The following is a 26,693-nucleotide window of genomic DNA, read 5'->3' as shown; positions in this document are numbered from 1 at the left end:
TACAAGCAATTAGAATACTAATTTAAAATAATATTATCAATACATTTTATTTTATTAATTAGGATTATTAAATCTTCCGCTATTTATCAAACTTGATATTATATGATTTTTAGATTTATCTTTAGCTTCTAATATTTCATTAACATCATTAATAAAATCTTGAAACTGTCTGTTATAGCAAAGTTTATGCATAGTATCTATATCTAAATAATTTCTTTTTTTGGCTGAAAATAATATCTCAGAATCTTCAGGATTGTTATAATCTAATTTAATTACACCTACTCCGAAAGATTGATTTAATCTTTTTATTTCTTCCATTAACTCATCATAATTATTTTCATCTATTTCCATAGCAACGAGCCAAGCCTCATTAGCCCAACCAGAATTTGATAATGCCTGAAAATAATATTCTGTCAAACTTCCAAGTGTAAGTTTTAATTTTAATTCATAAGCATAAAGCTCTGTAGTGGGTAAATTTATATGATTAAATAATTTTAAAACTGATTTATTAATATAATCTTTAAAAGTAACGGCTACTATATCAGGAGTACCCCATTTCATTTTTTATTATTGTTATATTCGCCTCAACCTATAATAAGCAAATAAATAAATTTATTTGCTGGTTTCGGCTCACTTTAAATTAATCTTTGTATTTAATATATAATTCATCTTCCATGTCAAATTTTTCTATCAAATATTTAATTAAATAAAATTTTCTTTCACTGCTGTAATTATTTTCGGCAAAATATATATCATCTATATCTATTGGATATTCTGTTCTAAGTTCATCTTTATTTTTTGTAATTTGAATTAAACTTTGCATTTCTTCTGTAAAGAATGCTTCTTTATCCTGATTATAATAATATCTTAATACAAAAGAAAATAATTTTGAAACATCTACGACTTTATCAATTTTCTCTCCATTAAATATTATATAATCTAATTTCTTACCTGTCGGATCTCCAGCATCAAATATATTTATTTCTTCATTAGTATTGTTGCTAATTTGATTAACAACAATATTAGGATATTTCCATGTATTTATAAATCTTTCACTTAAAATATTAAAACGCTCTTCTATTCTTTTAGTATCCCATTCATCTATAGTTTTTAAATATTCATTAAGCCAAAGATGACTGTATTTATAACCTTGTTCTTTATTATCTACATTCATATTTTTTTATCTAAAAAAGTTTTATTTGAAAGTTCTTTGTTATTTGCAGATATTGTTAAATTAGATATTGTATGTAGTTTACTTTGCATTGTTTTATATTCTTCATCTGTTAAATTATATTTCCATTCTTTTACAGGATTTTGAGGAAATATATGTTCTATTTCAAAATCAGTTTTTGAAAAATCAATAACTGTTTTACCAAGTCCCATTTCTAATCTATTGAATAAATACATTTTTCTTTTTGTATTCATAGCGTTATATATATCTTTTTCTTTTAATTTATTAATAACTTCATCATTATTTGGAAATCTCTGAACATTTTTTAATTTGCATAAATATTCTTCTAATGAATTATAATAATTATTTTTATCTATTTTGCTATATAATGACATAAATATTTTATTCATAGCATTGCTGAATACATCACATATAAATCTTCTAAATACAAAAGATTCTATTAAATCAATAATTTTTAAAAAAGTTTTATTGTCTATAACTTTATCATTATAATCTTTGTAAATTTTCAAAAAGAATGGATACGATACATTTACTTCTATTGTTTTTATATTTTCAAGTTTTATTGATATATCTTTATCTTTTTCATTTTTTGGATTCAATAGTTTGTTATAATAATTTGAGTAATCTTTTAAACTACTTAAATATTTTTCTATTTCAGATAAATCACTTATAGAATATTTTTCTTTAAACTCTTCATAAATTCTATTTTTATTCGGTATTTTATTATATTCAGATGTCATAAAATCTCTTATAAAATCTGATACCATATCTTTATTAAGACTTTCATCTCTAGCATTTTTTTCTATATATTGCCAATAATTTTCATAAATATATTTTTGTTCTTTTGAATTTAATTTCATTAAAATATAGTTTCTGATTAAATCGCCTTGCGATAATGCTAAACCTGTAGAGTTTAAACTTTCAAATATACGCTGCGGATCATCTTCTTTTCTATCTAAAGACATATCAACAAATATTAATTTTTCTAATCCATCTAAAATGTTTTCATAATTATAACTGTTTATTTCTTTTTCAAAAAAATTATAATTATCTATTATATTAGATTTTTCTTTAAACTCTACACCCGAAAAAATAGATTTTAATGCTTTATCATTATTTTCTGTTGGTTTTAATTTTATTTTTTCTTCCTCTGTATTAGCATATTTGTTTATAAGATAATGTTCATACATTCTATCTCTTAATCTATTATCTTTTAATTCCTCCGCTAATTTATATAATCTTAAATAAATCAATATTATTGTGGTTAATCTTTGCTGTCCATCTACTATAATTAATTCTTGTATACCTGTTTTAGGAGCATGATCATCAACATATACTATACTTCCTATAAAATGTTCTCTATTTAATTTACCTGCATCTTTTATATCATTCAATAAAACTTTACATTCTTTTATAGTCCAATCATAATTTCTTTGATACACAGGAATTACAAATTGTATATCATTTTTCTTTATTAAATCATTCAATTTGGCTTCACTAGCTTTCATTATTTACTCCTAAACTTAATCAATACATTATACTATATTTATAATAAAATTAAACTAATTATAATATACTTTTTTACAGCATTTATATTTGATATATACATTTTTTAATGATATAATATAACGATTCACTTAAAAATATTGGACTTTTATGAATCATTTAATTACCGGACCTATGTTCGCAGGAAAATCAAAATATCTAATTAAAACTTTAGATTATCTTTTACTTGAAAATAAAAATATAAAAATATTATTCATATATCCAGCAATTTCTTTTAGGGGATATTTCTGCCGTGATAAAAATGTTTATTTAGATAAAAGAATAGATATAATCACTGAAGAAGAAATTGAAAATAATATTGGAAAAGATGTTGAAAATATTTATAATTATATTGCAAGATATGATATTGTTGGAATAGATGAATTTTGTTTTTTAAATGATACTTCCATTTTTATAAAACTTATAAAAACATGCACTCAAAGAAACTGCAAAACCAATTTTTGTATAGCCTCTCTTGATATGGACTATAAAAGAAATTATTGGGAAAGCGTATCGGCATTAATAGAAGAAGATTTGATTGATATACATACAAAAGTTTTCGGTAAATGTGACTGCGGAAGAAAAGGAATATATTCAAAGAGAATAGTTAAAGATGTTGACAGAGTTGTAATAGGAGATGATATATATAAATGTGTCTGCCGATATTGTTATGAAGGCGAAGACGAAGTAAAATTTGATTTATAAAATTAATTACCTTTTTAAATAAGGATTTTATTATGATTAGAAAAAGTTTATTTATATTGTTATTTGCTTTTATCATATTATCCTGCAATAGTAAATATGAGCCTAATAATAGTGAAATACAGGAAGTATTTGAATTAGTAAATCAAACCAGAGCAGATATTGGCAGATATGCTTTGATATTAGATGAAAAATTAAATAGAGCAGCTGCTATAAGAGCAGAAGAAATATCAATTCTTTTTGATCATATTAGACCAAATAAAACTGCTTATTATACAGTATCAAAAGAAGTAGAAGGCTGCCGAGAACCTTCAGCTGAGAATATAGCAAGATATCAAAAAACACCTCAGGCTGTAATGGAAGCATGGATAAATTCTCAAGGACATTATAACAATATTATAGCCAGTCATAGCTATATAGGTATAGGCGTTTATAAAGACAGTAACGGAAAATTATATTGGGTACAGCTTTTTGATTAATTTTACTACATACGCCCGCCCTTTTTCTTTATAGCTATTAAATAAAATTTTGGATTTAATTATTTTTTTTTAACTTGATTAGAAATTAAAGCACCCGCCCAAGATTTATTTAAATTTAGAATATCCATTCCGCACGCTGAGCCGAATAATAAATATAAGATTGCATATTAATTAAAATTTAAATTATATCTAAGAATACATTCACCGTGCGTCTGAATATATTAAAAATGTGAATAAAACTTTGGGCGGGAACCTTCATTTATAATTAGTTCAAAAATACATATAGAACAAAATTAAAATTTAAAACTATAAATATGGAATGACAGTTTTTTCTTAATAAATTAATAAAAATAAAAACTGGCAGATATTTTTAATACCCGCCAGCTTTTCTATTATATAAAACGCTTATTTCTCAATTCTTACTACAGGTTTAATTAAATCAGCAGGTTTATCTCTCATCATAAATAAAGCCTTTTCAAGATTTTCCCAACCGTCAAATACATGAGAAACTAAATGATGAACATTTAATTTTCCAGAAGCTACTAATGCACCAAGTTTTTCCATTCTGAGTCTTCCACCAGGCATAAGTCCGCCAAGTATAGCTTTATGCCCCATACCAACACCCCATTCAGCTCTAGGAATTTGTATATAATCACCTTTACCTAAATAGTTAACATTTCCGATTTTACCGCCCGGTTTTAAAGAACGAACTGCTTCAGCAAAAGTTTCAACACCGCCGCCAGCAATAATAACTTTATCAACACCTTTACCATTAGTCATTTTCAAAACTTGCTCATCAATAGTTCCGTTTTTGTAGCTAATGAACTCTTCAGCACCATATTTTTTAGCAGCTTCAACACAATTAGGTCTAGTACCAACAGCAATAATTCTTGAAGCTCCTCTTAAAGCAGCTCCAGCAACTCCCATAAGACCAACAGGTCCAATACCAATAACAAGTACACTATCTCCATATTGTACATCAGCTAACTCAGCACCATGGAAACCAGTAGGCACCATATCAGAAAGCATACAAGCATCTACAGGATCAATATTGCTAGGTAAAAGAGCCAAGTTACCATCAGCATCATTAACATGGAAGAATTCTCCAAATACACCATCTTTAAAATTAGAGAATTTCCATCCGGCAAGCATACCGCCTGAGTGCATAGAATATCCAGCCTGAGCTTCTACACTATTCCAATCAGGAGTAATAGCAGGAACTAAAACTTTATCTCCTGGTTTAAAGTCTTTTACTAAACTTCCAACTTCTACAACCTCACCGCAAGCTTCATGACCTAAAATCATATTATGTCTTTCACCTATAGCACCTTCCCATAATGTATGTACATCAGAAGTACATATAGCAACAGCAAGAGGTTTCACAATAGCATCAGCAGGACCGCAAGCAGGTCTTTCTTTCTCAATCCAACCTGATTCACCTATTTTTAACATCGCATATCCTTTCATATTTACACTCCTTTTTTATTTTATATTACAGTATATGATTTTAAAAGTAAAAAACTATACATCTTATTTAAAATAAAATTTTATTATTATAATTTATTTTGTAATAAAATACCGTCATATAAAAAATCTATATATTAGTACTCTATTTATTATTACTAGCTTTTATATACAAAGCATTATATAATGATTATATAACAGGATTAATGGAGAAATGTAATATATGAAAATATTGATTGTTTCAGGATTTTTAGGTGCTGGAAAAACTACACTCATAAAAGAAATGGCTAATAAAACCAAAAGAGATTTTGTTGTAATGGAAAATGAATATGGAGATGTTGATATAGATTCCAATATATTGAAAGATGAAGGCATGAATATCTGGGAACTTACAGAAGGATGTGTATGCTGCACTATGAAACAAGATTTTGCTTCTTCTATACTCACAATAGCTAATTCTCTTGATCCTGAATACTTAATAGTGGAACCTACAGGAGCTGCTAAATTAAGCAATATTATCAACAATATAAAACAAATTGAATATGAAAGAATAGTACTTTTGAAACCTATAACTATAATAGACGGAAATACATTCGACTCTTTTATTAATTCCTATGATGATATTTATACTGATCAAATTTTAAATGGCTCAAAGATAATAATATCTAAAATGGAATCAAAAGAAGAATATGAAAAAGAAGATCTTATAAAAAAAATAAAGTCATTGATTATAAAAAACAATTTGCCATTAGATAATATAGAAATACTTGAAGAACATTATTCTAATAAAGATAAAAAATGGTGGGAAAACATTTTAAATTCTTTTTTAGATGATAAATACGCTATAAAAGAATTGGAAAAACCAAAAAATGAAGAAATGCCCGACTCTATAAGTATGAAAGCCTGCTGTGTAGAAAGTGAAAATAAATTTATGACTTTACTTGAAGATATTATTCACGGACGATTTGGATTCATAGCAAGGTCTAAAGGTTTTATAAAATGCGGTAGTAACTATTTTAGATATGATGTTGTAGGAGAAAGATATGCTGTTACAGGAGCAGATGAAAATGATAAGCTTGAAGTAGTATTTATAGGCAAAGATTTGAACAGAAAACTTTTAAGGGAAGAGTTTCAGCCTGTATATAGAGATAATATCAAACATAAAGAAGAACATTGTGAAGGCCATAAGAAATAGTTTTTTATTTGATTGCATTTAGATTTAATGAAAAATAAATAATTTATTTTTTAAATTTTACTTACATTCGCCCACCCTTTATATTTATTGCTACAATTTGAAATTTTGATTTAATTATTTTTTTTAACTTGATTAGAAATTGAAGCACCCGCCCAAGATTTATTTAAATTTAGTATCTATTTAACGCACGGTAAGCAGAATTATAAATATAGTTTAATTTATATTAATAATATAGTTATATATTTAGCGTCATTAAACGTGCGTTTAGTGATTTTTTAAATTAAAAAAATACTTGGGTGGGCAGCTATAATTTCTGATTAAAGTATTAAATATGATGAGATTGTAAATACATATAAAAGTGATAAATCTAAAGGGTGGGAATTCTAATTAATTTTTGTTTTAAAAAATTAATTACATACCCCGCCCTTTTTCCTTTTTGAATTAATAAGTAATAAAAATACAAAATTTCTTTTTTATCACATTAGAAATGGTAACACCCACCCAAGCGTATATTAAATTTATAGAATTTATATAAAATTAAAAAATAAAAAATCCTTTAATATTAAATGAATAATATTAAAGGATTATTTTTTAATTATCTTTTTATTTAATTAACTTTTCTTAAAACTTGAAATTTTATCATAAAACTTAGGAGCAAGTAAAGCAAGTACGCACATTACTATAAAACCTGTTAATAATGCAGCTATAGGATTTAAAGTAACTCCTCCAACTATTACACCAATGAAAGCAGATATAGCAACCAAACCTGCATAAGGAATCTGTGTTGCAACATGTTCTAATAGAGGACAGTTACTTCCAGTAGATGAAAGTATTGTAGTGTCAGATATAGGAGAACAATGGTCGCCGAATACAGCACCTGAAACAACAGAACCAACATTTATAAGAAGAACATTAAGAAGAGCATTATCAGTATAACCATTAGCAGCAGCAAGTCCATTAGCAATAGGTATAACTATAGGAATAAGTATAGCAAAAGTACCCCAGCTTGTACCAGTAGAAAAAGCTATAACACAACCAAGTAAATAACCTATAGCAGGAAGTATCCAAAGTGGGAAACCGCCGCCTTTTACAGCTTCAGATAAGAAAGCAGCAAGTCCAAGTCCGCCGTCTGCAGGAGATGATTTTATAACGCTTCCTATAGACCAGGCTAATGCTAAAACTACTAATGCAGGAACCATAGATTTAACACCTTCCATAATAGAGTTTCCGGCAGAACGTACACTCAATAATCTTCTAGCTACATAGTAGATGTACATTATCATAAGAGAAATAACAGCACCATAGAATAAAGCTTTAGAAGCATCAGTATCTAAAAATGCTTGATTCAATGATATGCTTGACATAGCTTGAGAGAAAGTTTCTATTCCATCGCTTCCAACTAATCCCATATATGTAGTAACAGGGAACATCACTATACAAACTATTATAAGTACAAGTATAGCTATAACCATATCATACCATTTAGCCTGATTGTTTGAAGAAGTTTCCATATTACCAGGACAAGCTCCATATAATTCCTCATCAAAAAGTTTTCCATTTTGAGCATTGTCTTCACTTCTTTTCATAGGACCGAAATCTTTAAATACTAAAGAAATAAGAACTACAAAAGCCAAGGCAAGAAGCGGATAAACAGAATAAGGTATCATCTTTATAAAGAAAACAAATTCACTTATATTCAAAGATTCAAAACCTTCAGAATCTCTTATATAACTCATAACTGTTACTACCCAAGTTGATATAGGAGCAAGTATACATACAGGAGCTGCAGTAGAGTCTAATATGTATGCAAGTTTAGCTCTTGAAATTTTATTCTGATCTGAAACAGGACGCATAACAGTACCAACAGATAAACTATTAAAATAATCGTCTATAAATATGATAAGTCCGAAAAACCAAGTAAATATAAGTATACTTTTTTTAGTTTTTAAATATTTACTAGCCCATAAACCGAAAGCCTTAGTAGCACCAGTTTTTGAAAGCATACTAACAAAAGCACCAAGCAAAGCACAGAATAAAAGTATTCTTATATTCCAAGCGTCCCCACTCATATCTGCTACCTTATCAGTAAATATTGTAATAGCAGTAAATACATTACCATGAGCTATTATTAAAGTTCCAGATAGTATACCAAGCGTAAGCGAAATAATAACTTCTTTGGTTACTAAAGCAAGTATAATGGCTAAAAGAGGCGGTATAATACCCAACAGACCATAATGTTCCATAAGTTACTCCTAATTAATATATACACCTTTATAATCTTGAATCATTTCTTGAAAAATAATTGTTAAAATATAAAAAAGCCCCCTTATTTAGGGAGGCTAAATATTAAAAAATTATTATATATTGTAAAAAATATAATAATTCAACACTCCCAAGAACAGAAGGTTTCTTTTAGCTTTTTATATAAAAAAGAATTATTCATAGAAAATATCCAAAATTACTCTTACTTTTTGTAGTAAGAATCATTTTATATTAAAAATATTACTTTGTCAATAGTATTTATCAATTAAAGAATATTAATTAAATTCATAATGTAATATGTATCTCTCCGCAATATATTTATCCCCATAACATACTAATGCTATATAATATTTTTTATTAGGCTCGAAAGATGTATTTAATTGATTAATACCTTGTTTTAAATAATTATAATTTTCATCAAATAAAATAATATCTATATCTTTTGAATATTCTAATTTAATATTTATAGAAGTATTTATATCTGTATCATTTTTTATTTGGTAAAAATCTACATCTATTAATCCTGATTTCTTTATATATGGTTTCATATATTCATCTATGTTGAAATAATTTTTTATAAAATATCCATAAACCATTTCATTAGGATAATGAATAGTGTCAGCCTCATAAATGGTATTATTAGGCTCTGCTTCATTTGCAGGAATATAATCATCATTAAATATAAACTTTAAATTATATTTGCATTCTTTATCTGCATTTAATTTAAAATAATAAGCATCATCATTTAGAAGAATATCTTTTAACTCTATAAATCCCTTATAATTAGAAATATCTTCAGAATTAATGCTAAATATTGTATCATTATTAGTAGAAATAATATTCATTGATATATTAGCATCAAGATTATAAACTGACATAGAAAAATCCATCACAAAACCATTAGTAGGATTTATCTGATAAAAATCAACATCATTATAATCATCAATATTTCCACTGATTACAGTATTACAGTCTATATATTGAGAATATTCTAAAGAATTATTAGGTTCTATCTCATCTCTCTTTAATGTATTTTCACTAGATACATTATTCCTATTTGTACAAGATATAAATAAAATTATCAAAAGTATTAATCTATATTTCATTTTACTATTACTTTAATTTATTTATTAAACAATATATATTTTTTTATAAAAGAATGCAAATATAAAAAAGCCTATAGAAAATTATCTATAGGCTTAAAAATCATATACAATAAATATTACTGAACTTTAAAGAAAGACATAAGCTCTTCCAAATGATTAGCTTGATCTAATAAAGCCTTAGACGCTGCTGTAGACTGCTCTACTAAAGAAGCATTCTGCTGTGTGATACTATCCATTTTAGATACAGCACTATTAACTTGATCAACTCCTGCTTCCTGTTCTACTGCTGTATGACTTATATCACTCATTATCTTAGAAGTCTCTTCTATCTTCAATTCTATATCACTGAATATTTCTTGTGAATGTCTTGCCATTTCTGCTGATTTATTTATCTTTTCATAAATGTCTTCTATTAATACTGTTATATCTTTAGCTGATGTTTGTGAGTTCTGTGCTAAGTTTCTTACTTCACTTGCTACTACCGCAAAACCTCTTCCTTGATCTCCTGCCCTTGCTGCCTCTACTGAAGCATTTAAAGCAAGTATATTTGTCTGAAAAGCAATATCTTCTATTACCTTAGTTATATTTTTTATTTTAGCACTAGCATCATAAACATCTTCTATCATTTTAGTAGTATTGGCTATAACACTGCCGCCTTCTACTACCGCATTTCTTGAAGCCATCATTACCTCATTACCATCTACGGAATTTTGAGCTGATGATTTTATTGTAGAAGCCATCTCTTCCATAGATGAAGCTGTTTCTTCCAAACTAGATGCCTGATATTCTGTTCTGCTAGCTAAATCTTCACTTCCTTTATGAAGTTCAGAAGCAGCACTTGCTATTTCTTTAGAAGCATTAAGTACTTCAGAAATTACCTCTACAAATCTATTTCGCATCATATCAAATGATTGTGATAACTCTCCTATTTCATCATGTCTGTTAGTAAATTTAGACTGAAAAACAAAATTTCCATTAGCCATTTCATGTGCTTCATCAACTATATTTTTGATAGGTTTTATAGATTTACCTATATAGAATCCTGATACTATAGAAGATATGATAATACCTATTACTCCTAATAATGTTCCTATTATAGTGATCTTTTTACTTTCTGCATATAATAATTTTTGTGTAATACCTGCCATCATAAACCAAGGCTGAGTTTGCATTCTTTTAAAAAAAGCTGTTCTGCTAACATCATTAAAAGTATATGTGAATATTCCTGAAGATTTTCCGGCAGGAGGCATAAGAGACTCATTCGCCTTTGTACCTATTGTAGCATCAATATTATGATATACACATTGTAAATCAGCCTCATTTACAACAAATATTGTTTTTTCTGCAGATAATTCATTTCTCGTATCTTCTAAAGTATTATTTATTATTCTACTCCAATCTACAAAAGCAACAAAACTGCCTATGAGTTTATTATCTAAATTATATATAGAATGCACTATAGGAAGTACAAATCCTTTATTTATATCTGATTTATATATATCATCACTAGTAGCATGATCATAACCTGAATCAACATACTCCTTCCATAACTGAGGATATGCTGCTGCCATATCTAAACCAGCATTCTTCTCATCTCCATTATAAGCTTCTATAACCTTTCCATCTAAGTCTATTAAATCTAATGTAACTATATAATCATTATTATCAAATAAATTGATCATAGTTTGTATAGCTCTATCTTTTATATATTCACTTCTTGTTTCCATATATTCTATTATTGTAGGTATTCTCGAATATGCATCCATTATAAGAAGCTGATCTTCAAGTATTGTATCAAGCAATGTTGAATAACCATTAACAGAAGTTTCAAATCCTGAATATGTAGCATTATTTATTGCTCTGCTAGCTATTTGAATAGAAGCAAATATAATTGTAAATGATAATACAACTATAACTATATTAACAATTAAAGGAATTTTTAAAGTTATACTATTAAACCTTTTCATAAAAGACCTCTATAAATAAATTACTAAATATTTAAAACTAGATATTATGTTATAATAAGAAAACTACCAACACCACTTCTAACAGTATAATTTAGTTAACAAAAAAAGTCAATTAAAAAAAACAATAATATAAATTTATTATTATAAAAAAGTTTTATATATTAATGAATAAAAACAAAAAAATTCACTTAATTTTCATTTATAAATCAACTTAAAGTCTAAAAAATGACATTAATTCTTCCAAATGTTTAGCTTGATCTAATAAAGATTTAGATGCTGCAGTGGATTGTTCTACCAAAGAAGCATTCTGCTGTGTGATACTATCCATTTTAGATACCGCACTATTAACTTGATCAACTCCTGCTTCTTGTTCTACTGCTGTATGACTTATATCACTCATTATCTTAGAAGTCTCTTCTATTTTTGATTCTATATCACTAAATATTTCTTGTGAATGTCTTGCCATTTCTGCTGATTTATTTATCTTTTCATAAATGTCTTCTATTAATACTGTTATATCTTTAGCTGATGTTTGTGAGTTCTGTGCTAAGTTTCTTACCTCGCTTGCCACTACTGCAAAACCTCTTCCTTGATCCCCTGCTCTTGCTGCCTCTACTGAAGCATTTAAAGCAAGTATATTTGTCTGAAAAGCAATATCTTCTATTACCTTAGTTATATTTTTTATTTTAGCACTAGCATCATAAACATCTTCTATCATTTTAGTAGTATTGGCTATAACACTACCACCTTCTAATACGGCATTTCTTGAAGCCATCATTACCTCATTACCATCTACAGAATTTTGAGCTGATGATTTTATTGTAGAAGCCATCTCCTCCATAGATGAAGCTGTTTCTTCCAAACTGGATGCCTGATATTCTGTTCTTTTTGCTAAATCCTCGCTTCCAGCATACAATTCTGAAGCTGAATTAGCTATCTCTTTAGAAGCCATTAATATTTCTTTTATCATAGTAGAAAATTTAGATCTCATTTCAGAAAAAGAATCAAGCAATTCTCCTATTTCATCATTACTTGCTTTTATATTAGAATTTGATGCAAAATTTCCTGAAGATATCTCTTTTGCCTCTTTAACTATATATTTAATAGGATTAATAGTCTTTCTTATATAAAATACTGAAAATAAAACAGATATAATTATACCGATTAAACCAATAAGACTTCCTATTAATAACATTTTTTTAGGTGCTGAATAAATTAATTTTTCAGACACCCCATTAGCTAAAACCCAAGGCATAATTTCCATTCTTTTATAAAATGCTAATTTAGATTCATTAAAATAATCATATTTAATAATTCCACTAGCCCCATTTTGAGGTATGCCTATATCTAATTTTTTGTTTAATTCTGAAGAAATATTATGGAATACACACTCGTTATTAGCATTAATTATAAATATTGAATTATCTTTATTAAAAACATTTCCAAATCTATTTAAACTGTCTTGTATAATTAAAGACCAATCTATAAAACCTATAAAAGCTCCTAAAAAAGTATTATCATAATCTAAAATAGGACAAATTATAGGTAAAACAAATCCATTATTAATATCTGATTTATATATGTTATCTGCTATAGTTATTTCATAATTTTTAGATACAAACTTATTCCATAAATCAGGATATTGTGATGATATCTTTATACTTGAATCTTTTAACTTACCATCATAAGATGATATTAGACTAGAGTCGCTTGAAAGTATATAAGCATTAGTTATAAATTCATTATTATTCAATACTTTCTGCAAAGTTATAAAAACAGTACCTTCCATCCAAATATAATTTTTCAAATAATCTATTATAACAGGCATGCTAGAATAACTTTGCATTAGTAATGTTTGTTCTTCTATAGTCTTATCCAAAAAATTACAATATCCATTTGCTGATGTTTCTATATTAGTATTAACATAACCATTAATTTCATCAACTGCCACCTTCAATAATGAAAGTATTATAAAAACACATATCATTATTGTTACAATATTTACAATTAATGGAAGTTTTACTGCTATACTATTAATTTTTTTCATATAAAAACACCTCTAGTTAATATAATTGCAGCATAAATAAAATTATTTATTTATTGTTAGACGTTTTAAAAAACAAAAAGTTCCTATATAAAAAATATTTTTAATAATTTTATGCTGCAAAGATATTAATACTTATAAATAAATAGTCAATAGCAAATACCTAAAAATAATTTTTATTTAACTCTAAAGAAAGACATAAGATCCTCTAAATGTTTAGCCTGATCTAATAATGATTTAGATGCTGATGTTGCTTCTTCTACTAAAGCAGCATTCTGCTGAGTGATACTATCCATTTTAGCCACAGCTGTATTTACTTGATCTACTCCAGCCTCCTGTTCTACTGCTGTATGACTTATATCATTCATTATTTTAGAAGTCTCTTCTATTTTTGATTCTATATTGTTAAATATTTCCTGAGAATGTCTTGCCATTTCTGCTGATTTATTTATTTTCTCATATATATCATCTATAAGTAAAGTTATATCTTTAGCTGAAGCCTGTGAATTTTGTGCTAAATTTCTTACCTCGCTTGCTACTACCGCAAAACCTCTACCTTGATCACCTGCTCTTGCTGCCTCTACTGAAGCATTTAAAGCAAGTATATTTGTCTGAAAAGCAATATCTTCTATTACTTTTGTTATATTTTTTATTTTAGCACTGGATTCATAAACATCTTCTATCATTTGAGTAGTGTTTCCAATAACAACAGCACCTTCTTCAACCGCATTTCTTGAATCTATCATAACATTATTTCCATCAATAGAATGCTGAGCAGAAGATTTGATAGTAGATGCCATCTCCTCCATAGATGAAGCTGTTTCTTCCAAACTAGATGCCTGATACTCTGTTCTCTCTGCTAAATCCTCTCCGCCTTTATATAATTGAGTCGCAGCATTGGCTATTTCTGTAGAAGCATCTAATACATCTGTTATAACACTTACTATTTTATCTCTCATAACCTGAAATGAATGAGATAATTCACCTATTTCATCATGTCTGTTTTCTATAGTAGCACTTAAAGCAAAATTACCCTCAGCCATATCATGTGCTTCTTTTACTATAAATTTGATAGGTTTAATAGTACTTATAATACCGATTAATATCATCTTTTTACCTGGTGCATATAATAAATCATCAGTTGTTCTTTCAACCATTGTCCATCTAGTTGTAGATAATTTCTTGAAAAATGCTGATATTCCTACTCCCTCTCTTACATAACTAAGAAGTCCTGATGTTTCATTTTCAGGTATTATAAGAGAATCTGTAGCTTTAGAAAATAATCTGTTTTTATTATTATGATAAACTATTTCTGAATAATCGTTTATGATAAAAAGTGTTTTATCTGTTGAAAATTGATCTTTTGAATCTTTCAAACTTTCATCAATTATCTTTCCCCAATTCACATAAGCTATAAAAGCTCCAACTACTGTATTATTATTATCTTTAACGCCCTGCAAAACTGGAAGTATTATATCATTTCCTTCTTTATATATACTAAATGATAATGTAGTTTTATAATTTTGATTGACAAATGCTGTCCATAATCTATTGTATTTTGTGGATATATCTGTACCTGTTAAATCTTTGCTGCCATCATAGCTTTCAATTACTTTTCCATTCAAATCAAGCATAAGTAAATCTATTATATAATCATTATTATCAAATAATATTGTCATAGTTCTTATTGCCCTATTTTGAACTTCTTCACTACGACTTGAAACATATTCTTTTATTGTAGGAATATTTGCATAAGATTCTATAAGTGTAGACTGATAAGATAGTATGCTATCTATTAAGGACGAAAAACCATTAACAGAAGTCTCAAATCCAGACGCTGTTACATTATTTAATTCTTTAGTTGCTAAACTAATTGAAACACTTATAATTGTTACCGATAATATAAGTATCATTACTATGACCATTAATGGTATTTTAAACATTATACTATCAAATTTACCCATTTTAAAAACTGTACTTGCTTTTGGCAATTTTACCTTCTTCATAATAAAAATTTACCTCATATATTTTGATGCAAGTATTCTATACAAAAAACAATTATATGTCAATATTTTGTTCTAAAATATTATTTTAATATAAATTTTTATTCATTAATTGTAAAATTAATTTATATTTGTTTGAACATTATACCAATTTTGCCATTCACTTATTTTCATTAAAGAGCGTTTATATTCTCTAATTAAGTCCTTTTCTGTATATACTATACCCGGGTTATATATATCTGGAGATGCTATTAACGGAACTGTAATGTACTTAGTTGAGCAACAGCTTATCACAAAAAATAACATAAAAAAATTAAATATTTCATATATTTTTTATTATCCTATTTTAATGTTTTTCTATAATCATTAATAATAATATTTAAAGCATTTATAGTATCATCACTTAATTTTTTATTTTTAATATTTCGTATAACATTATCACTGTTTGTAAAAGTATCTAATATCATTAATTGCTTTTGTTTAAAATTAATATCCTTATATAATAAGGAATTAGTAGCTTTAAGATTGATTATATCATTATTTAATTTATCTATTTCTTTATTTTTATTATTCAGATTAATATTTAAAAATAATATATATATAGATATACAAGCTATTATAATAAACAATAGAAAATATTTTGACTTTAAAAAATCAATAAATTTAGATTTAAATAAATTAATAAACATATTAATCATTATCATCTTTTTTAATATCCTTATTTTTTAAAAGTTTTATAAATCCTCTCAAATCACTTCCAAAACTCACAGCATTAAGTCCTAAAAGAATTATAACTACTGCTATTGACTCTTCTTTAGTTATTATTCTGCCTCTATAAATCAAATTAACAAATACCCAAATACAACCTAATAAAAAACTTATTATACTCGTATATATAGAAAGTTTTTTGTTAGCATTATGTTTGTCTGTAAAATTAAATATACTCATTTACTATTCCTAACATTATTTTTTAGCATATTAAGAAAGTTTCCTAAAATAAATTCTTTTAATTCTTTTATATCTTTATTTAATATGCTGTCTTCTATCTCTCTTAAAGCCTCATTAAAATCATTAATATTTTCAAGCTCGCTTTCAATAATTTCTCTATTGTTATAATTATCTTTTATTGTAGAAAGATTAATTTCTTTTCTGCTGTTTTCTGCATCTATATGTCTGTTTTTTATATCATCAAATATTCTATTAAGCTCCATATTAAATAGAAGCATATTAGTATTAAGTATGATTTTGATTTCTTTGTTCTGGAGACTTTTTATTTCGCTTCTTTGTAATAATTGATTGAAAGCTAAAATTATATTGTCAATATATTTTTGCTTATACTCTGAATATTTATGTCCTTCATATTTGCTTATACCATTTTTATAAATTACTTTCCTAAAAACTTTACGAGTATAGCTTTCCCAATTAAGAACTATATATAAAAAAGCTATATAAATAGTTTTAGTAATATATTTATTTTTTAAGTTATATATTTCTGTTTTGTATTTTTTGATAGCTTCCTGATAATTAAATTCTTTTTCTGTAGGTACTTTAATATTTAAATTATTAAGAAGTTTTTCTTCGTTTATATCATCATTATTTAAAATCTCTTTTTTGACTTCTTTTATTTTATTATCAAAATTGGAATTGATATTAAATTGATGTCCGTCTTTATGCTTGGCTTCTATATTAATATCTTTCATTTTATCTTTAACGTTTCCAAATATATAATAAAGAAATCTTAAAAATAAGATAAAAGCTAAAAATCCAAACACTATAGAAACAAAAGTGTATAAATCCATTTTAATATTTTTATTCCTTTTTCAGCTTTCTAGTATTTTTAAAATACTATTAAATCTTTTCTGTCTGTCATCAAGTCCGTTGTAACCGCCATTGATCAATTTAGTTACAGTTTTTACATCTCTCATTTTGGCAAACATTCCGCAGCCTTTTTCCTTCCAAAAAAGTAAAGCTATTTCTATTGCCTCATCAGGTTCTTTTGCCAAGTGAGGATTATTAACTAAATCAATATTTAATTTCTTGCCGTAGTATTCATAATTATTTTTTCCTGTAAGATGCATTATTCCTCTGCCTCTGTATTTGTATCCTTCATCTTTGGCATTTCCTAATCTTCCACCATAAACAAAATCTGCTATTGACTTAGATCCTTCATTACATAACTTTTTGGCATTCTCCAAACTTCCAACTCTTTTTCTAAAAACTTCAAATAATCTTTTAGGGCTGTAATTAAAACTCTCTTCAAGCCTTTTATAATTATTGCTTTCATGAGTAGTTTGAGCCAAAAACATTGCTTTTTCATTTATATCTGTAATATGATATTTTATAAAAGCATTATTCAAAGGTTCAAGCCATTTTTCTTCTATTCCTATTTTTATTATTTGTTCTTTTGTTATCATACTATTTCTATGCTCAAACTCGCCTATAAATAGCTAGCAACTGAAGTTACTAGCTGGCTCGTTTTCGCTTTCCTCCTTTATTGTTATGCTCCCTACTTGGTCGCTTTCCTCCTTTAATTTTGTTTTGGATATTGTGTTTTTATTTCTTCTACTTCTTTATTGATTGAATCAAGAACAAATTTCTCTTCTTCTAATAGATTATCTTTATTCTTATTAAAAAAATTTCTAGATAATTCTATTACTTGCTTATCAGTTTTATTTTCATATAAAGTTTCTCTTTTTTGATTTATTCTTTCATTATATTCTTCTTTAGTTATAATATTTTCTTCAAAAAGCTCTTTATCAGTTTTAGGTGTTAAAGTTTTTCCGTCTTTTTCTAATTTAGAGTATTTTTTATCAAACATATCTTTCATTTTTCATTAACTCCTTATTTATAATATTGAACCCAACCAGAATAGCCTTCATAATTATATGACGACTCTATACTAATTTGATAGATTATAGAAAAACCTCTTTCAGTTATACGTACTAAAAATTCATCAAATCTATGCGTACTATTTGACACTTTACCGGAATATATTTCTTGATTCCATACTAAATTCTCTGGTAAATATCTAGTTTTAACTTGTATAGTTTCAAATAATAGTACTTTTCCGTTTATTGATAATGCAGTTAAAGCATGTGCAACATTATCTTTTAAAAATTCATATTCTATTTCAAAATATTTTCTATAAACTTTATGTGTTTTACCATCTAATGTTATAACTTTTGCACCAGGAACTATAGTTTCAACCCCGCTGTAATCATAAATATTATTACCTAAAGCATCTCCCATTTGCTGAACATTAGTAACTGTAGAATAAATAGGATTAAGTGTAGAGTTTTTATCCGGTGTGAGATTGAAAGTAATTGTTTCTCCTACAGTTAAATCTGTTTCATCTTGATGCATTATAAATAATAAATATAAAGGATTTTCATTTCCAGCATCACTATTTTTATATAAACTAAATTTTAAAGGTTTTTTACTGCTCGATGTTATACCATTTGTATTTGTCCATTCTCCTGAATTAGAAACATTAAAATAGTTTTCTATAATAGGGCTATAAAAAGCAATGAGAAGTCCAGCACCTGCTTTTAAAGTATATGAACCTTTTAATTTTACGCTGCTGTTATTTTGAGATAAATTAAAAATATAATTATCCATTATATCCTGTTCTGTCATAAAACCGCTGCTGAAAGCAAATATATTTCTATCTTCTTGTCTTAATACTCTGTTTCTTATATTTAAAGTTATATTATAAGTCCCTTCAATAATAGGAGTAAAATCCTGTTTAACTATCATTAAACTTAAAGATTTATTATAACTGCTATAAATAAAAACAAATTTTAAATTAAGATTTAAATCAGATATTATATATTCATCAGAAGTTAAATTAACATAGTTTAAACTCTCAATACTTGTATAATTAGTTTGTATATTAAAAAATTGTGATAAAAACGATAATCTCTCATATATATTATCAATATTATTTATATTTTTTACGGTAAGAAATACTCCCATATCTCTGCTACCAATATAATAATTACTAATATTACATTTTAATCTATAGCTTCCATCCGACTGCTTTACTATTGAAGCGTTATAATCAGAAGATCCATTAGTAAACACCATATTAATACTATCAGCTATAGTCTTTTTATATTTTGGATAATCGTAACCTACTAATTGCTGTAATTGTGTGTTGCTGTTGTCAAAACTTACATCTACTGCTTTTACTTGTCCTACGATTTCTCCGCCGCTTACTAAAGTACATTTACTTATATCTGTATTCCAATTTGAAGCAGTAAAGTTTTCATTAACTTGATATATTTTATCATCTTTAATAATCAAATCATTTATAAAATATAAACTTCCTAATTCATACTCTTTATTAGTTCCGCCTATTACGCTTATATTATTACCATTTAAATTGATATTATTTCCGGCTGTTAAACTATCCTGCTTACCTGATTTTAATTTTTCTATTGCCTTTTGAACATTGTTTGTATTATTTCCAAATCCTGAATTAGTATCATCATAAAAAGTATTTTCTGCTTTTATAAATCTATTTAATTTCTTTTGTATATTGCCCCAAACAGGATTTTCTATATCTTCAAGAACTATATAAGAAATATTATCTTTTATGATTATTTGATTTTTATATATCTTGGCTATTCCATCAAACCAAATGATAATGTCCTGTAATGGCTTTAATAAACCGTTTAAATTAGTTAATACTCCATTTTTATTTTCGTATCTGAAATCTTTTTGTACCATTAAAAAATTATTTTCATATTCTATTAATTCATTAGCTTTATAATCAGTATCTAATTCTAATTTTTTGAACGGAGTTATTAAATTACAATTATTTTTTAAATAATAATCTGTATTATCACTTTTAAAATCTTTAAAAACTCTATAAAAATAGCCATTATTTTTTATAACATCATTAACTTTATAATCTATATTCGCATAATAATTTTTTATAGGATAATTTGTATCAAGAGTATTTAATTTTTTAGCTATCTCATCAAACATAAATGATGAAAAAGTTGTACTATATGTTGTAATATCAAATTTAAAATTTTTATTTAAATCACTTGGCGGAAAGAAAATTATACTCTTGAAATTAAGATCATTATTTACTAAATATATTTCATTATCTTTAACATATACAGTTTGTAAATCTTTTAAGCTTTCTAATAACTGCGGATATACTTTTATATCATCAATTAAGAACTCCATATTTTCTAATGGACCATCAACGGCATAACCTATATCAGCGCAAAAAAGTCTTTGACCTTCAAAAACTCTTACCTGAATATTATCAGTATTAAGTTCTAATTCTCCATTTCTTTTTAGTAATTGAAATGTATTTTCACTTATTTTGTACTGAAACGGAGATTGTATATTATTTTCATTAAGAATCATTTTGATATTCCCTTTAATATAAGAAGTAAAAATTAAAAAAGAAAGAGAGAATTAAATAATAAATTTATTTATATCTTACTAAAAAATATAATTCAGCTATTATAGTTTGCTCTGAAGAATTTTTTATAGCTAAAATAGGCTTAGGATTGAGTATTGGAAACCATTTAATATTAGGAAGTCCTGCTGTAATATTGGCAAAACTATTTTGAAATTCCCCACCATAATAATATGCAGCAGAACTGCTACCAAACCAGCCTATAAAAGGAGCTTTATCATTTATAGTTTGATATAGACCAAAAGATGACATTGATTGCATAGCTTTAATATCACCGCTTATATAACCTGATACTTGCAAATATTCCAAATCATCTCTCCAATTTAATTCCCAATTTTGATTACCGCTTCCTGATTTTGTGATGGTTTCTTTTATTATAAAAGTAGAATTATTTTTTATATCATCAATCATATTATTAATTTCCTCTATATATGAAGGTACTCCAACTGTTCTTTCAAACATATCGTTTAATACACCTGATGTTATTGAAGTGGTTATATATCTTCCACTTACTAATTTTAATTTCTTACCTGCATAAATACTATTTAAAAAATAAGTTCCTCTCAAACCATCTTTATTGAACCAAAATATTTGTCCTTCTTTTGGTATATATTTATCATTTCCAATTTCACCTATAACATTCTGTAAATCTGCAATTTTTGTATCACTATCATATATTTCAAAAATACAGTCATTAAGAAAAGAAAGTGAATTAGTTAAAAGTCCTGTAGATACTGCAACATAATTAGAATTTTCAAATGGTTCAATAGGTATTTCAAAATATAGATTCTCTGCGACCTGCAATGCATTTTCATCTTTAAAAGGATTATATGTATTTGAAAGTCCAAAATAATTTAATATTGTTCCTTTAGTACTAGAAATCATGATATCCCCAAAATATATTAATGAATTGTATTAATAAAAAATGAAAACTAATATAAAAAATTATTTATTATTATGAATTGATTTATCTATTAAAATTTTAAATCTGAATACTGCATAATTAAGCCCAAGCCTCAAATAATCATCTTCATCATAAACACAGTGAACAAATCTTCCGCTTATTATTTGATACCAAGCCTCTAATATTATTTTATTCCAAAATAAAGAAGCTGTATACAAACTTATAAGCCCATTATTAAAATAGCAAAAGTCATCATATTTAACTTCTCTATTATTAAAAGCATAATTTACTAGATTATCAATTTCAGTCTGCTCTATTACAGAAAACTTCATTACATAATTCTTCTCTCCAGCAAAAAACTTTTTATCACCTGAGCAAATTCATTAATATCTTTTGTACTCCATTCATCAAGAAGACTTACAGCAAGATTATTATTTATTCTTACATCAAGCCATTTAAAAATATCATCATCAATAATCTTTTCTTCTTTCTCTCTCACATATTTAATATTTTCATTGAAGCTAGGACGATTAATACTTATAATATCATCACTTTTAAATTTATTTCCCAAAGTAGAACGGCTAAATACTTTAACAGGGACAATATTTTCTCCGTCATCTTTATAAACAATTTCTTCTATAATATATCTATTAAAAAAATCAACGCATTTAAATTCTAATTTTTCCATTTAAATTCTCCTTAATTTTTTTCACTAAAAGTTTATGACAATTACATTGTCATAGGCTATAAAAATATAAGGAGCAAGTTTATATACTCCTTAATTTTTTCGCTGACTGAATATACCTAAACAACTATATTTTGTCAAAAATAATTTTTTTAAATTTTAAATATCTGCAGGGATTTGCCCACCACGTTGTGTGCTTACACAGCACCACACTTCTTTTGGTGCCACAAAGAATCTATATCCTCGACAAGCTCGGATACGCTTCGCGAAAGGCTATATTTTATCTTAAATTGATAGTTTATACATGTAAAATAATTTTAGTATTATTTAGTACTAATTTTACACCTTGCACTTTCGCGAAGCGTGCCTACGGCAGCAACTTTGGCGAAGCCCGCAGAGCGTAAGCGGCGGGAAAAAGTTGACTAAAAAATGACAAACTTAAAAATTTTTAGTATATACTCAAAATACAAACATAGTCTTTACTGCTTATTAATTTTTTACTGATAACTTATTATTTTTTAATTATTAAAAATTTAAAATAAATCTTCTCTGTCTGTAAATGCAATCAAATAATTACTGTTCATATCATTTGATTGTTCAATGGCCTTAAAATTACTTAAAGATATTGAAAGTTCTTTAGGCTCTATTGCAGGAAAAGAAGGGCTTCCTCCTACATCTGTGCTTATAAATATAAAAGGATAATCTTTATTTTTAAATCTTGTTTTTGATGATATTATAAATGACTGTCTATTGCCATTTAAAACTCTATTATAAAAAAGTTCTTTTGACTGAATATTAAAAACTGCATTTCCTGAAAAACTCAATGTAAATTTAGAATTTGGAAATCCGTATCTTTTTGCTGAAATATTAAACTTTTCTTCCTTAGTCCATTCAAAAGCTAAAGCAACATCGCTTACAGAAGTAGCTTCAGTGCCATTTATAAAAAGTTTTGTAGGATACTTTGAAGTTTGAGCCATTACAACATCTCTTTCTTCTGCTCTTTCCTCATATAAAACAGAATCCTTATCTATTGTTATTTCATCTAAAGCCCATAAAGAAGAACTAATTTCTGTCATAGCTTTATTAGCAAAATTGAAATTCATAGATTTACTTTCGCAGCCTATGTATTGATTACCGTCCATATTTTTTGAACCATCATACAAAGCTATATTATAATATTGTGCCTCTCCGAATCTTGGAGCTATTATGCTTTGATATTTAGGATATTTCTTTTTATCTTCTTCACCAAACACACCGCTTTCAATAAGTCCAACTCTTTTAAAACTAAGTAAATATTCTGTTTGATTATTTTCACTGTTATATTCTTCTAGTTCATTTATTATATTAGTAAAATCAATTTCATCTTCTTCGCTTCCTGTTATTAAAAACGCTTTCATATCTTTTATTTTATTTATAGATTCAATTAAATCTTTCTGCTTCATTGAATCATATACGTCAATAAAATTACTATTATATCCGTCATATTCTTCGATTATAATTTCAAGCATATTAATAATACTTTCGTCTTCTGAAGATTTATTAAACCTTACAGCAAAATTATTAAAAGAGTTAATGCAAAGTAAATTACCTGTAGTTTCTTTTGTATGAACATTAGCCCATATTAAACTAGCGTAATATGCATTTGTATTTGGGAAAGCTCCATAAGAAATATCTCCTGCATAAGTAGTAGCACCTGCATAACTTTCTGAAGAAGGAGCACCAACATACTCTTTACTCATTGATTCTGTAGTAGGAGTAAGCCCAACTGATGAAGGATATATTAAATATTTTCCTTTAACATCATCAGAAGTAAAATCTACTTTTTCATTTCTATTGTTTGTTTTTGCTATTCTAACTTTATAACTAGAACCGCTTACAACAGTTAAGCCGTCCTCATCATTCATTAAATTTCCTTTCAAATCAAAAATGCTCATTATTTTGCCTCTGCATAATATAATAATATTATTTTTATTTTTAACTATTATAACCCCGCCCGCCCACCCCAAACTTTAATTAAATAAACACTATAATTAACACGCGTTAAACTCATACAAAAATATAAATAAAATAATAATCTAATAAAAACTATATATCAAATTTTACTCACCGCGTGTTTAAAAAATTAATATATTAAATCACACACTTTCTAAAACTACATTCTCCAAAATATCTCTATTATCAACTGTTATACTTCCTTCTTTTGTCTGATAGCCTTCAAGACTAACTTGATAATTTATAACTTCTCCGTTTTTGTAAGCACCGAAATATTTTTCTTCTTCATTCATTATAATGACAGCATTTTCAGGAGAAGAAGTAATTTTTATTTTATAAAATTTATCTCTGTTCTGAACATAATCATAAATTTTTTTATTAAATGCTTTATTAATTAAATTAGTAAAGAACTTCATTTAAATAACTCCCAGTCATAATTCTAAAATTAATATCAAGAGAAAAACTCACGCCTCTAATAGATGAAAAATCATTAAATTGTCTTTTATTGTTTTCACTGTCAAAAGAAGGAGATTCCCATTTAATAACAGGAGATAAAGCTATGCGTTCTCCTTCATCATTAAGTTTTGATATCCAATAACGCGAAGCCTGATTGAGTGCTAAAGGAATCATAGTATATGCAAGAAATGATTCTCCTGCTTTTATCTCTTTATATACCGTAGCTTTTAAAGATATATCATCTGCAAAACCTGCTGAATCTCCTATATATGATTTATCTCCTCTGCTCTCTCCTTCGGATATTGTAGCCCAAAGAAATGATTTGCTCATAGACTTAACAGCACCTAAACTGAAACAATCTATTTTCAATTTATCATCTAATAGGCTGTTTAAATTATTTTCTCCCTGAACTTTATTACCTGAAAAATCTATATATTCATCAGCCATAAAGTTCATAAAATTATCTAAAACATATATAACACTATTTTTGAAATGTATCATATCATAACCTTTTTAATTTTTATTTTTTAGATGTACATAATAGACTTATTGAAAACTAAATAAAAAATAATTATAATTTATCAATTTTTATATTTTATAAATCTATAATCAACTTTTTTGCCGCACAAAAAAGTTGCAAAAAACGCATATACTACAGTTCGATATTTTAAGAATATGCATCAAAATTGGTTAATACTAATTAGGATATTACAAAGTACGCATAACTGTAGGCTAATCCCCACAAACAATAAAAAATTAAAAATATAAAATTGACAAACTTAATAGTTTTAAATAGTATCAATATTTATTAAGGCTTCTTTATATCGCCGTACAAACGAACACTATCATAACTATTTTCTCCAACTACAATGCTTGATAAATCTTTTATAGCAAGCTCTTTTAAACGCAAACTTTCTGTACGAATAAAATTTATTAAATCGCTATTTGAAACAAAATTAACAGTTAAAAGTCTCGCTACCTCATAGCATATATAATTTTTTATAGATATAAAAGGAAGTCCGTTTTCTTCTGTAGGTTCTGTATAATTCATATTTAAAATCATTCTTCTAAATTGAATGGTATAATTTTTTAGCTGCTCTTTTAAAAATTCTATATCAATATCATCATAGTTGAACATTTTAAATATGCTTTTAAAATAATCTATATCAGGCTCATAAATATATTCCTGCATATTAATTTCCTTTTTAGTTTTAATGTACTATCTCAAATATAATGAAATATAATTTAAGACAGCAC

The 26,693-nt window shown here is 26.4% G+C and carries 24 protein-coding genes and 1 pseudogene; 3 read left to right on the top strand and 22 right to left on the bottom strand.

All coding sequences use genetic code 11. The annotated features are described in order from the left end of the window. Window positions 1–54: 54 nt before the first annotated feature. The 3 genes and pseudogenes from BINT_RS00750 to BINT_RS00745 all read right to left on the bottom strand — a co-directional run. Window positions 55–564, bottom strand: a pseudogene (locus BINT_RS00750) (HTH domain-containing protein); the annotation flags it as partial. Window positions 565–640: 76 nt separating this feature from the next. Then, window positions 641–1,174, bottom strand: a complete 534-nt coding sequence (locus BINT_RS15275; RefSeq protein WP_049783479.1) for a DUF1524 domain-containing protein — start codon at window positions 1,172–1,174, stop codon at window positions 641–643. After that, window positions 1,171–2,700 (bottom strand): DUF262 domain-containing protein, encoded by a 1,530-nt coding sequence (locus tag BINT_RS00745; protein WP_200859221.1) that lies wholly within the window; start codon window positions 2,698–2,700, stop codon window positions 1,171–1,173. Before BINT_RS00745 ends, BINT_RS15275 begins: the two co-directional genes overlap by 4 nt. A gap of 148 nt (window positions 2,701–2,848) precedes the next feature. Between BINT_RS00745 and BINT_RS00740 the strand changes: the two genes are divergently transcribed. Both BINT_RS00740 and BINT_RS00735 read left to right on the top strand, forming a co-directional pair. Next, window positions 2,849–3,442: a thymidine kinase gene (locus BINT_RS00740; RefSeq protein ID WP_041177129.1), complete on the top strand. Its 594-nt coding sequence runs from the start codon at window positions 2,849–2,851 to the stop codon at window positions 3,440–3,442. A gap of 32 nt (window positions 3,443–3,474) precedes the next feature. Next, a complete protein-coding gene (locus BINT_RS00735; protein WP_014486640.1) occupies window positions 3,475–3,918 on the top strand; it encodes a CAP domain-containing protein in 444 nt (147 codons plus the stop codon). Between the two features lie 405 nt (window positions 3,919–4,323). Here the strand turns inward: BINT_RS00735 and BINT_RS00730 are convergent, their stop codons facing one another. After that, a complete protein-coding gene (locus BINT_RS00730; RefSeq protein ID WP_041177128.1) occupies window positions 4,324–5,385 on the bottom strand; it encodes an NAD(P)-dependent alcohol dehydrogenase in 1,062 nt (353 codons plus the stop codon). A gap of 220 nt (window positions 5,386–5,605) precedes the next feature. Between BINT_RS00730 and BINT_RS00725 the strand changes: the two genes are divergently transcribed. After that, on the top strand, window positions 5,606–6,577 hold the full coding sequence (locus tag BINT_RS00725) for a GTP-binding protein (protein ID WP_014486638.1): 972 nt from the start codon (window positions 5,606–5,608) through the stop codon (window positions 6,575–6,577). Window positions 6,578–7,188: 611 nt separating this feature from the next. On the opposite strand, the gene BINT_RS00720 is transcribed toward BINT_RS00725, so the two are convergent. The 18 genes from BINT_RS00720 to BINT_RS00630 form a co-directional block, all read right to left on the bottom strand. Next, entirely contained in the window at window positions 7,189–8,820 is a 1,632-nt protein-coding gene (locus tag BINT_RS00720) for a Na+/H+ antiporter NhaC family protein (RefSeq protein WP_014486637.1), read from the bottom strand. Between the two features lie 294 nt (window positions 8,821–9,114). Further along, window positions 9,115–9,945, bottom strand: a complete 831-nt coding sequence (locus BINT_RS00715) for a hypothetical protein (RefSeq protein WP_014486636.1) — start codon at window positions 9,943–9,945, stop codon at window positions 9,115–9,117. 116 nt (window positions 9,946–10,061) lie between these two features. After that, complete coding sequence (locus BINT_RS00710) at window positions 10,062–11,912, bottom strand: methyl-accepting chemotaxis protein (RefSeq protein WP_014486635.1); 1,851 nt, start codon at window positions 11,910–11,912, stop codon at window positions 10,062–10,064. A gap of 211 nt (window positions 11,913–12,123) precedes the next feature. After that, on the bottom strand, window positions 12,124–13,959 hold the full coding sequence (locus BINT_RS00705) for a methyl-accepting chemotaxis protein (RefSeq protein WP_014486634.1): 1,836 nt from the start codon (window positions 13,957–13,959) through the stop codon (window positions 12,124–12,126). A 173-nt stretch (window positions 13,960–14,132) separates the two neighbouring features. Further along, a complete protein-coding gene (locus tag BINT_RS00700) occupies window positions 14,133–15,920 on the bottom strand; it encodes a methyl-accepting chemotaxis protein (protein WP_014486633.1) in 1,788 nt (595 codons plus the stop codon). Between the two features lie 380 nt (window positions 15,921–16,300). Next, the gene (locus tag BINT_RS00690; RefSeq protein ID WP_148258768.1) at window positions 16,301–16,663 is read right to left on the bottom strand and encodes a hypothetical protein; all 363 of its coding nucleotides are present in this window, start codon (window positions 16,661–16,663) and stop codon (window positions 16,301–16,303) included. Next, window positions 16,650–16,907, bottom strand: a complete 258-nt coding sequence (locus BINT_RS00685) for a hypothetical protein (protein ID WP_014486631.1) — start codon at window positions 16,905–16,907, stop codon at window positions 16,650–16,652. The genes BINT_RS00690 and BINT_RS00685 overlap by 14 nt, the downstream gene beginning before the upstream one ends. Then, window positions 16,904–17,758, bottom strand: a complete 855-nt coding sequence (locus BINT_RS00680; protein ID WP_014486630.1) for a hypothetical protein — start codon at window positions 17,756–17,758, stop codon at window positions 16,904–16,906. Before BINT_RS00680 ends, BINT_RS00685 begins: the two co-directional genes overlap by 4 nt. A 21-nt stretch (window positions 17,759–17,779) precedes the next feature. Next, window positions 17,780–18,373: a glycoside hydrolase family 19 protein gene (locus BINT_RS00675; protein ID WP_014486629.1), complete on the bottom strand. Its 594-nt coding sequence runs from the start codon at window positions 18,371–18,373 to the stop codon at window positions 17,780–17,782. A gap of 113 nt (window positions 18,374–18,486) precedes the next feature. Continuing rightward, window positions 18,487–18,786 (bottom strand): hypothetical protein, encoded by a 300-nt coding sequence (locus BINT_RS00670; protein WP_014486628.1) that lies wholly within the window; start codon window positions 18,784–18,786, stop codon window positions 18,487–18,489. Window positions 18,787–18,800: 14 nt separating this feature from the next. Continuing rightward, a complete protein-coding gene (locus tag BINT_RS00665) occupies window positions 18,801–21,344 on the bottom strand; it encodes a hypothetical protein (RefSeq protein ID WP_014486627.1) in 2,544 nt (847 codons plus the stop codon). Between the two features lie 64 nt (window positions 21,345–21,408). Beyond that, on the bottom strand, window positions 21,409–22,284 hold the full coding sequence (locus BINT_RS00660; protein WP_014486626.1) for a hypothetical protein: 876 nt from the start codon (window positions 22,282–22,284) through the stop codon (window positions 21,409–21,411). A gap of 60 nt (window positions 22,285–22,344) precedes the next feature. Further along, window positions 22,345–22,635 carry a hypothetical protein gene (locus BINT_RS00655; RefSeq protein ID WP_014486625.1) on the bottom strand — a complete coding sequence of 97 codons (291 nt, stop codon included), beginning with the start codon at window positions 22,633–22,635 and terminating at the stop codon, window positions 22,345–22,347. Next, window positions 22,635–22,991, bottom strand: a complete 357-nt coding sequence (locus tag BINT_RS00650) for a hypothetical protein (RefSeq protein WP_014486624.1) — start codon at window positions 22,989–22,991, stop codon at window positions 22,635–22,637. Before BINT_RS00650 ends, BINT_RS00655 begins: the two co-directional genes overlap by 1 nt. Before the next feature lie 530 nt (window positions 22,992–23,521). Further along, entirely contained in the window at window positions 23,522–24,922 is a 1,401-nt protein-coding gene (locus BINT_RS00645) for a hypothetical protein (protein ID WP_041177126.1), read from the bottom strand. A 201-nt stretch (window positions 24,923–25,123) separates the two neighbouring features. Further along, entirely contained in the window at window positions 25,124–25,396 is a 273-nt protein-coding gene (locus BINT_RS00640) for a hypothetical protein (RefSeq protein WP_014486622.1), read from the bottom strand. Next, window positions 25,380–25,937, bottom strand: coding sequence for a hypothetical protein (locus BINT_RS00635; protein WP_014486621.1), 558 nt, complete (start codon window positions 25,935–25,937; stop codon window positions 25,380–25,382). Before BINT_RS00635 ends, BINT_RS00640 begins: the two co-directional genes overlap by 17 nt. Window positions 25,938–26,244: 307 nt before the next feature. Next, window positions 26,245–26,628: a hypothetical protein gene (locus BINT_RS00630; protein ID WP_014486620.1), complete on the bottom strand. Its 384-nt coding sequence runs from the start codon at window positions 26,626–26,628 to the stop codon at window positions 26,245–26,247. Window positions 26,629–26,693 lie beyond the last annotated feature (65 nt).

Origin of the sequence: Brachyspira intermedia PWS/A, from assembly GCF_000223215.1 — a bacterium.
GTDB classification, from domain to species: Bacteria; Spirochaetota; Brachyspiria; order Brachyspirales; family Brachyspiraceae; genus Brachyspira; species Brachyspira intermedia.
The sequence above is the reverse complement of the archived record's forward strand: the minus strand, read 5'-3'. Positions and strand labels throughout refer to the sequence as shown.

What these genes read in the sequence shown, in the direction of transcription:
- BINT_RS00690 (WP_148258768.1), bottom strand. Translation starts at nt 16,663, where the DNA reads ATGATAATGATTAATATGTTTATTAATTTATTTAAATCTAAATTTATT.
- BINT_RS00630 (WP_014486620.1), bottom strand. Translation starts at nt 26,628, where the DNA reads ATGCAGGAATATATTTATGAGCCTGATATAGATTATTTTAAAAGCATA.
- BINT_RS15275 (WP_049783479.1), bottom strand. Translation starts at nt 1,174, where the DNA reads ATGAATGTAGATAATAAAGAACAAGGTTATAAATACAGTCATCTTTGG.
- BINT_RS00655 (WP_014486625.1), bottom strand. Translation starts at nt 22,635, where the DNA reads ATGAAGTTTTCTGTAATAGAGCAGACTGAAATTGATAATCTAGTAAAT.
- BINT_RS00700 (WP_014486633.1), bottom strand. Translation starts at nt 15,920, where the DNA reads ATGGGTAAATTTGATAGTATAATGTTTAAAATACCATTAATGGTCATA.
- BINT_RS00680 (WP_014486630.1), bottom strand. Translation starts at nt 17,758, where the DNA reads ATGGATTTATACACTTTTGTTTCTATAGTGTTTGGATTTTTAGCTTTT.
- BINT_RS00670 (WP_014486628.1), bottom strand. Translation starts at nt 18,786, where the DNA reads ATGAAAGATATGTTTGATAAAAAATACTCTAAATTAGAAAAAGACGGA.
- BINT_RS00710 (WP_014486635.1), bottom strand. Translation starts at nt 11,912, where the DNA reads ATGAAAAGGTTTAATAGTATAACTTTAAAAATTCCTTTAATTGTTAAT.
- BINT_RS00675 (WP_014486629.1), bottom strand. Translation starts at nt 18,373, where the DNA reads ATGATAACAAAAGAACAAATAATAAAAATAGGAATAGAAGAAAAATGG.
- BINT_RS00660 (WP_014486626.1), bottom strand. Translation starts at nt 22,284, where the DNA reads ATGATTTCTAGTACTAAAGGAACAATATTAAATTATTTTGGACTTTCA.
- BINT_RS00730 (WP_041177128.1), bottom strand. Translation starts at nt 5,385, where the DNA reads ATGAAAGGATATGCGATGTTAAAAATAGGTGAATCAGGTTGGATTGAG.
- BINT_RS00720 (WP_014486637.1), bottom strand. Translation starts at nt 8,820, where the DNA reads ATGGAACATTATGGTCTGTTGGGTATTATACCGCCTCTTTTAGCCATT.
- BINT_RS00715 (WP_014486636.1), bottom strand. Translation starts at nt 9,945, where the DNA reads ATGAAATATAGATTAATACTTTTGATAATTTTATTTATATCTTGTACA.
- BINT_RS00740 (WP_041177129.1), top strand. Translation starts at nt 2,849, where the DNA reads ATGAATCATTTAATTACCGGACCTATGTTCGCAGGAAAATCAAAATAT.
- BINT_RS00640 (WP_014486622.1), bottom strand. Translation starts at nt 25,396, where the DNA reads ATGAAGTTCTTTACTAATTTAATTAATAAAGCATTTAATAAAAAAATT.
- BINT_RS00725 (WP_014486638.1), top strand. Translation starts at nt 5,606, where the DNA reads ATGAAAATATTGATTGTTTCAGGATTTTTAGGTGCTGGAAAAACTACA.
- BINT_RS00650 (WP_014486624.1), bottom strand. Translation starts at nt 22,991, where the DNA reads ATGGAAAAATTAGAATTTAAATGCGTTGATTTTTTTAATAGATATATT.
- BINT_RS00745 (WP_200859221.1), bottom strand. Translation starts at nt 2,700, where the DNA reads ATGAAAGCTAGTGAAGCCAAATTGAATGATTTAATAAAGAAAAATGAT.
- BINT_RS00735 (WP_014486640.1), top strand. Translation starts at nt 3,475, where the DNA reads ATGATTAGAAAAAGTTTATTTATATTGTTATTTGCTTTTATCATATTA.
- BINT_RS00705 (WP_014486634.1), bottom strand. Translation starts at nt 13,959, where the DNA reads ATGAAAAAAATTAATAGTATAGCAGTAAAACTTCCATTAATTGTAAAT.
- BINT_RS00635 (WP_014486621.1), bottom strand. Translation starts at nt 25,937, where the DNA reads ATGATACATTTCAAAAATAGTGTTATATATGTTTTAGATAATTTTATG.
- BINT_RS00645 (WP_041177126.1), bottom strand. Translation starts at nt 24,922, where the DNA reads ATGAGCATTTTTGATTTGAAAGGAAATTTAATGAATGATGAGGACGGC.
- BINT_RS00685 (WP_014486631.1), bottom strand. Translation starts at nt 16,907, where the DNA reads ATGAGTATATTTAATTTTACAGACAAACATAATGCTAACAAAAAACTT.
- BINT_RS00665 (WP_014486627.1), bottom strand. Translation starts at nt 21,344, where the DNA reads ATGATTCTTAATGAAAATAATATACAATCTCCGTTTCAGTACAAAATA.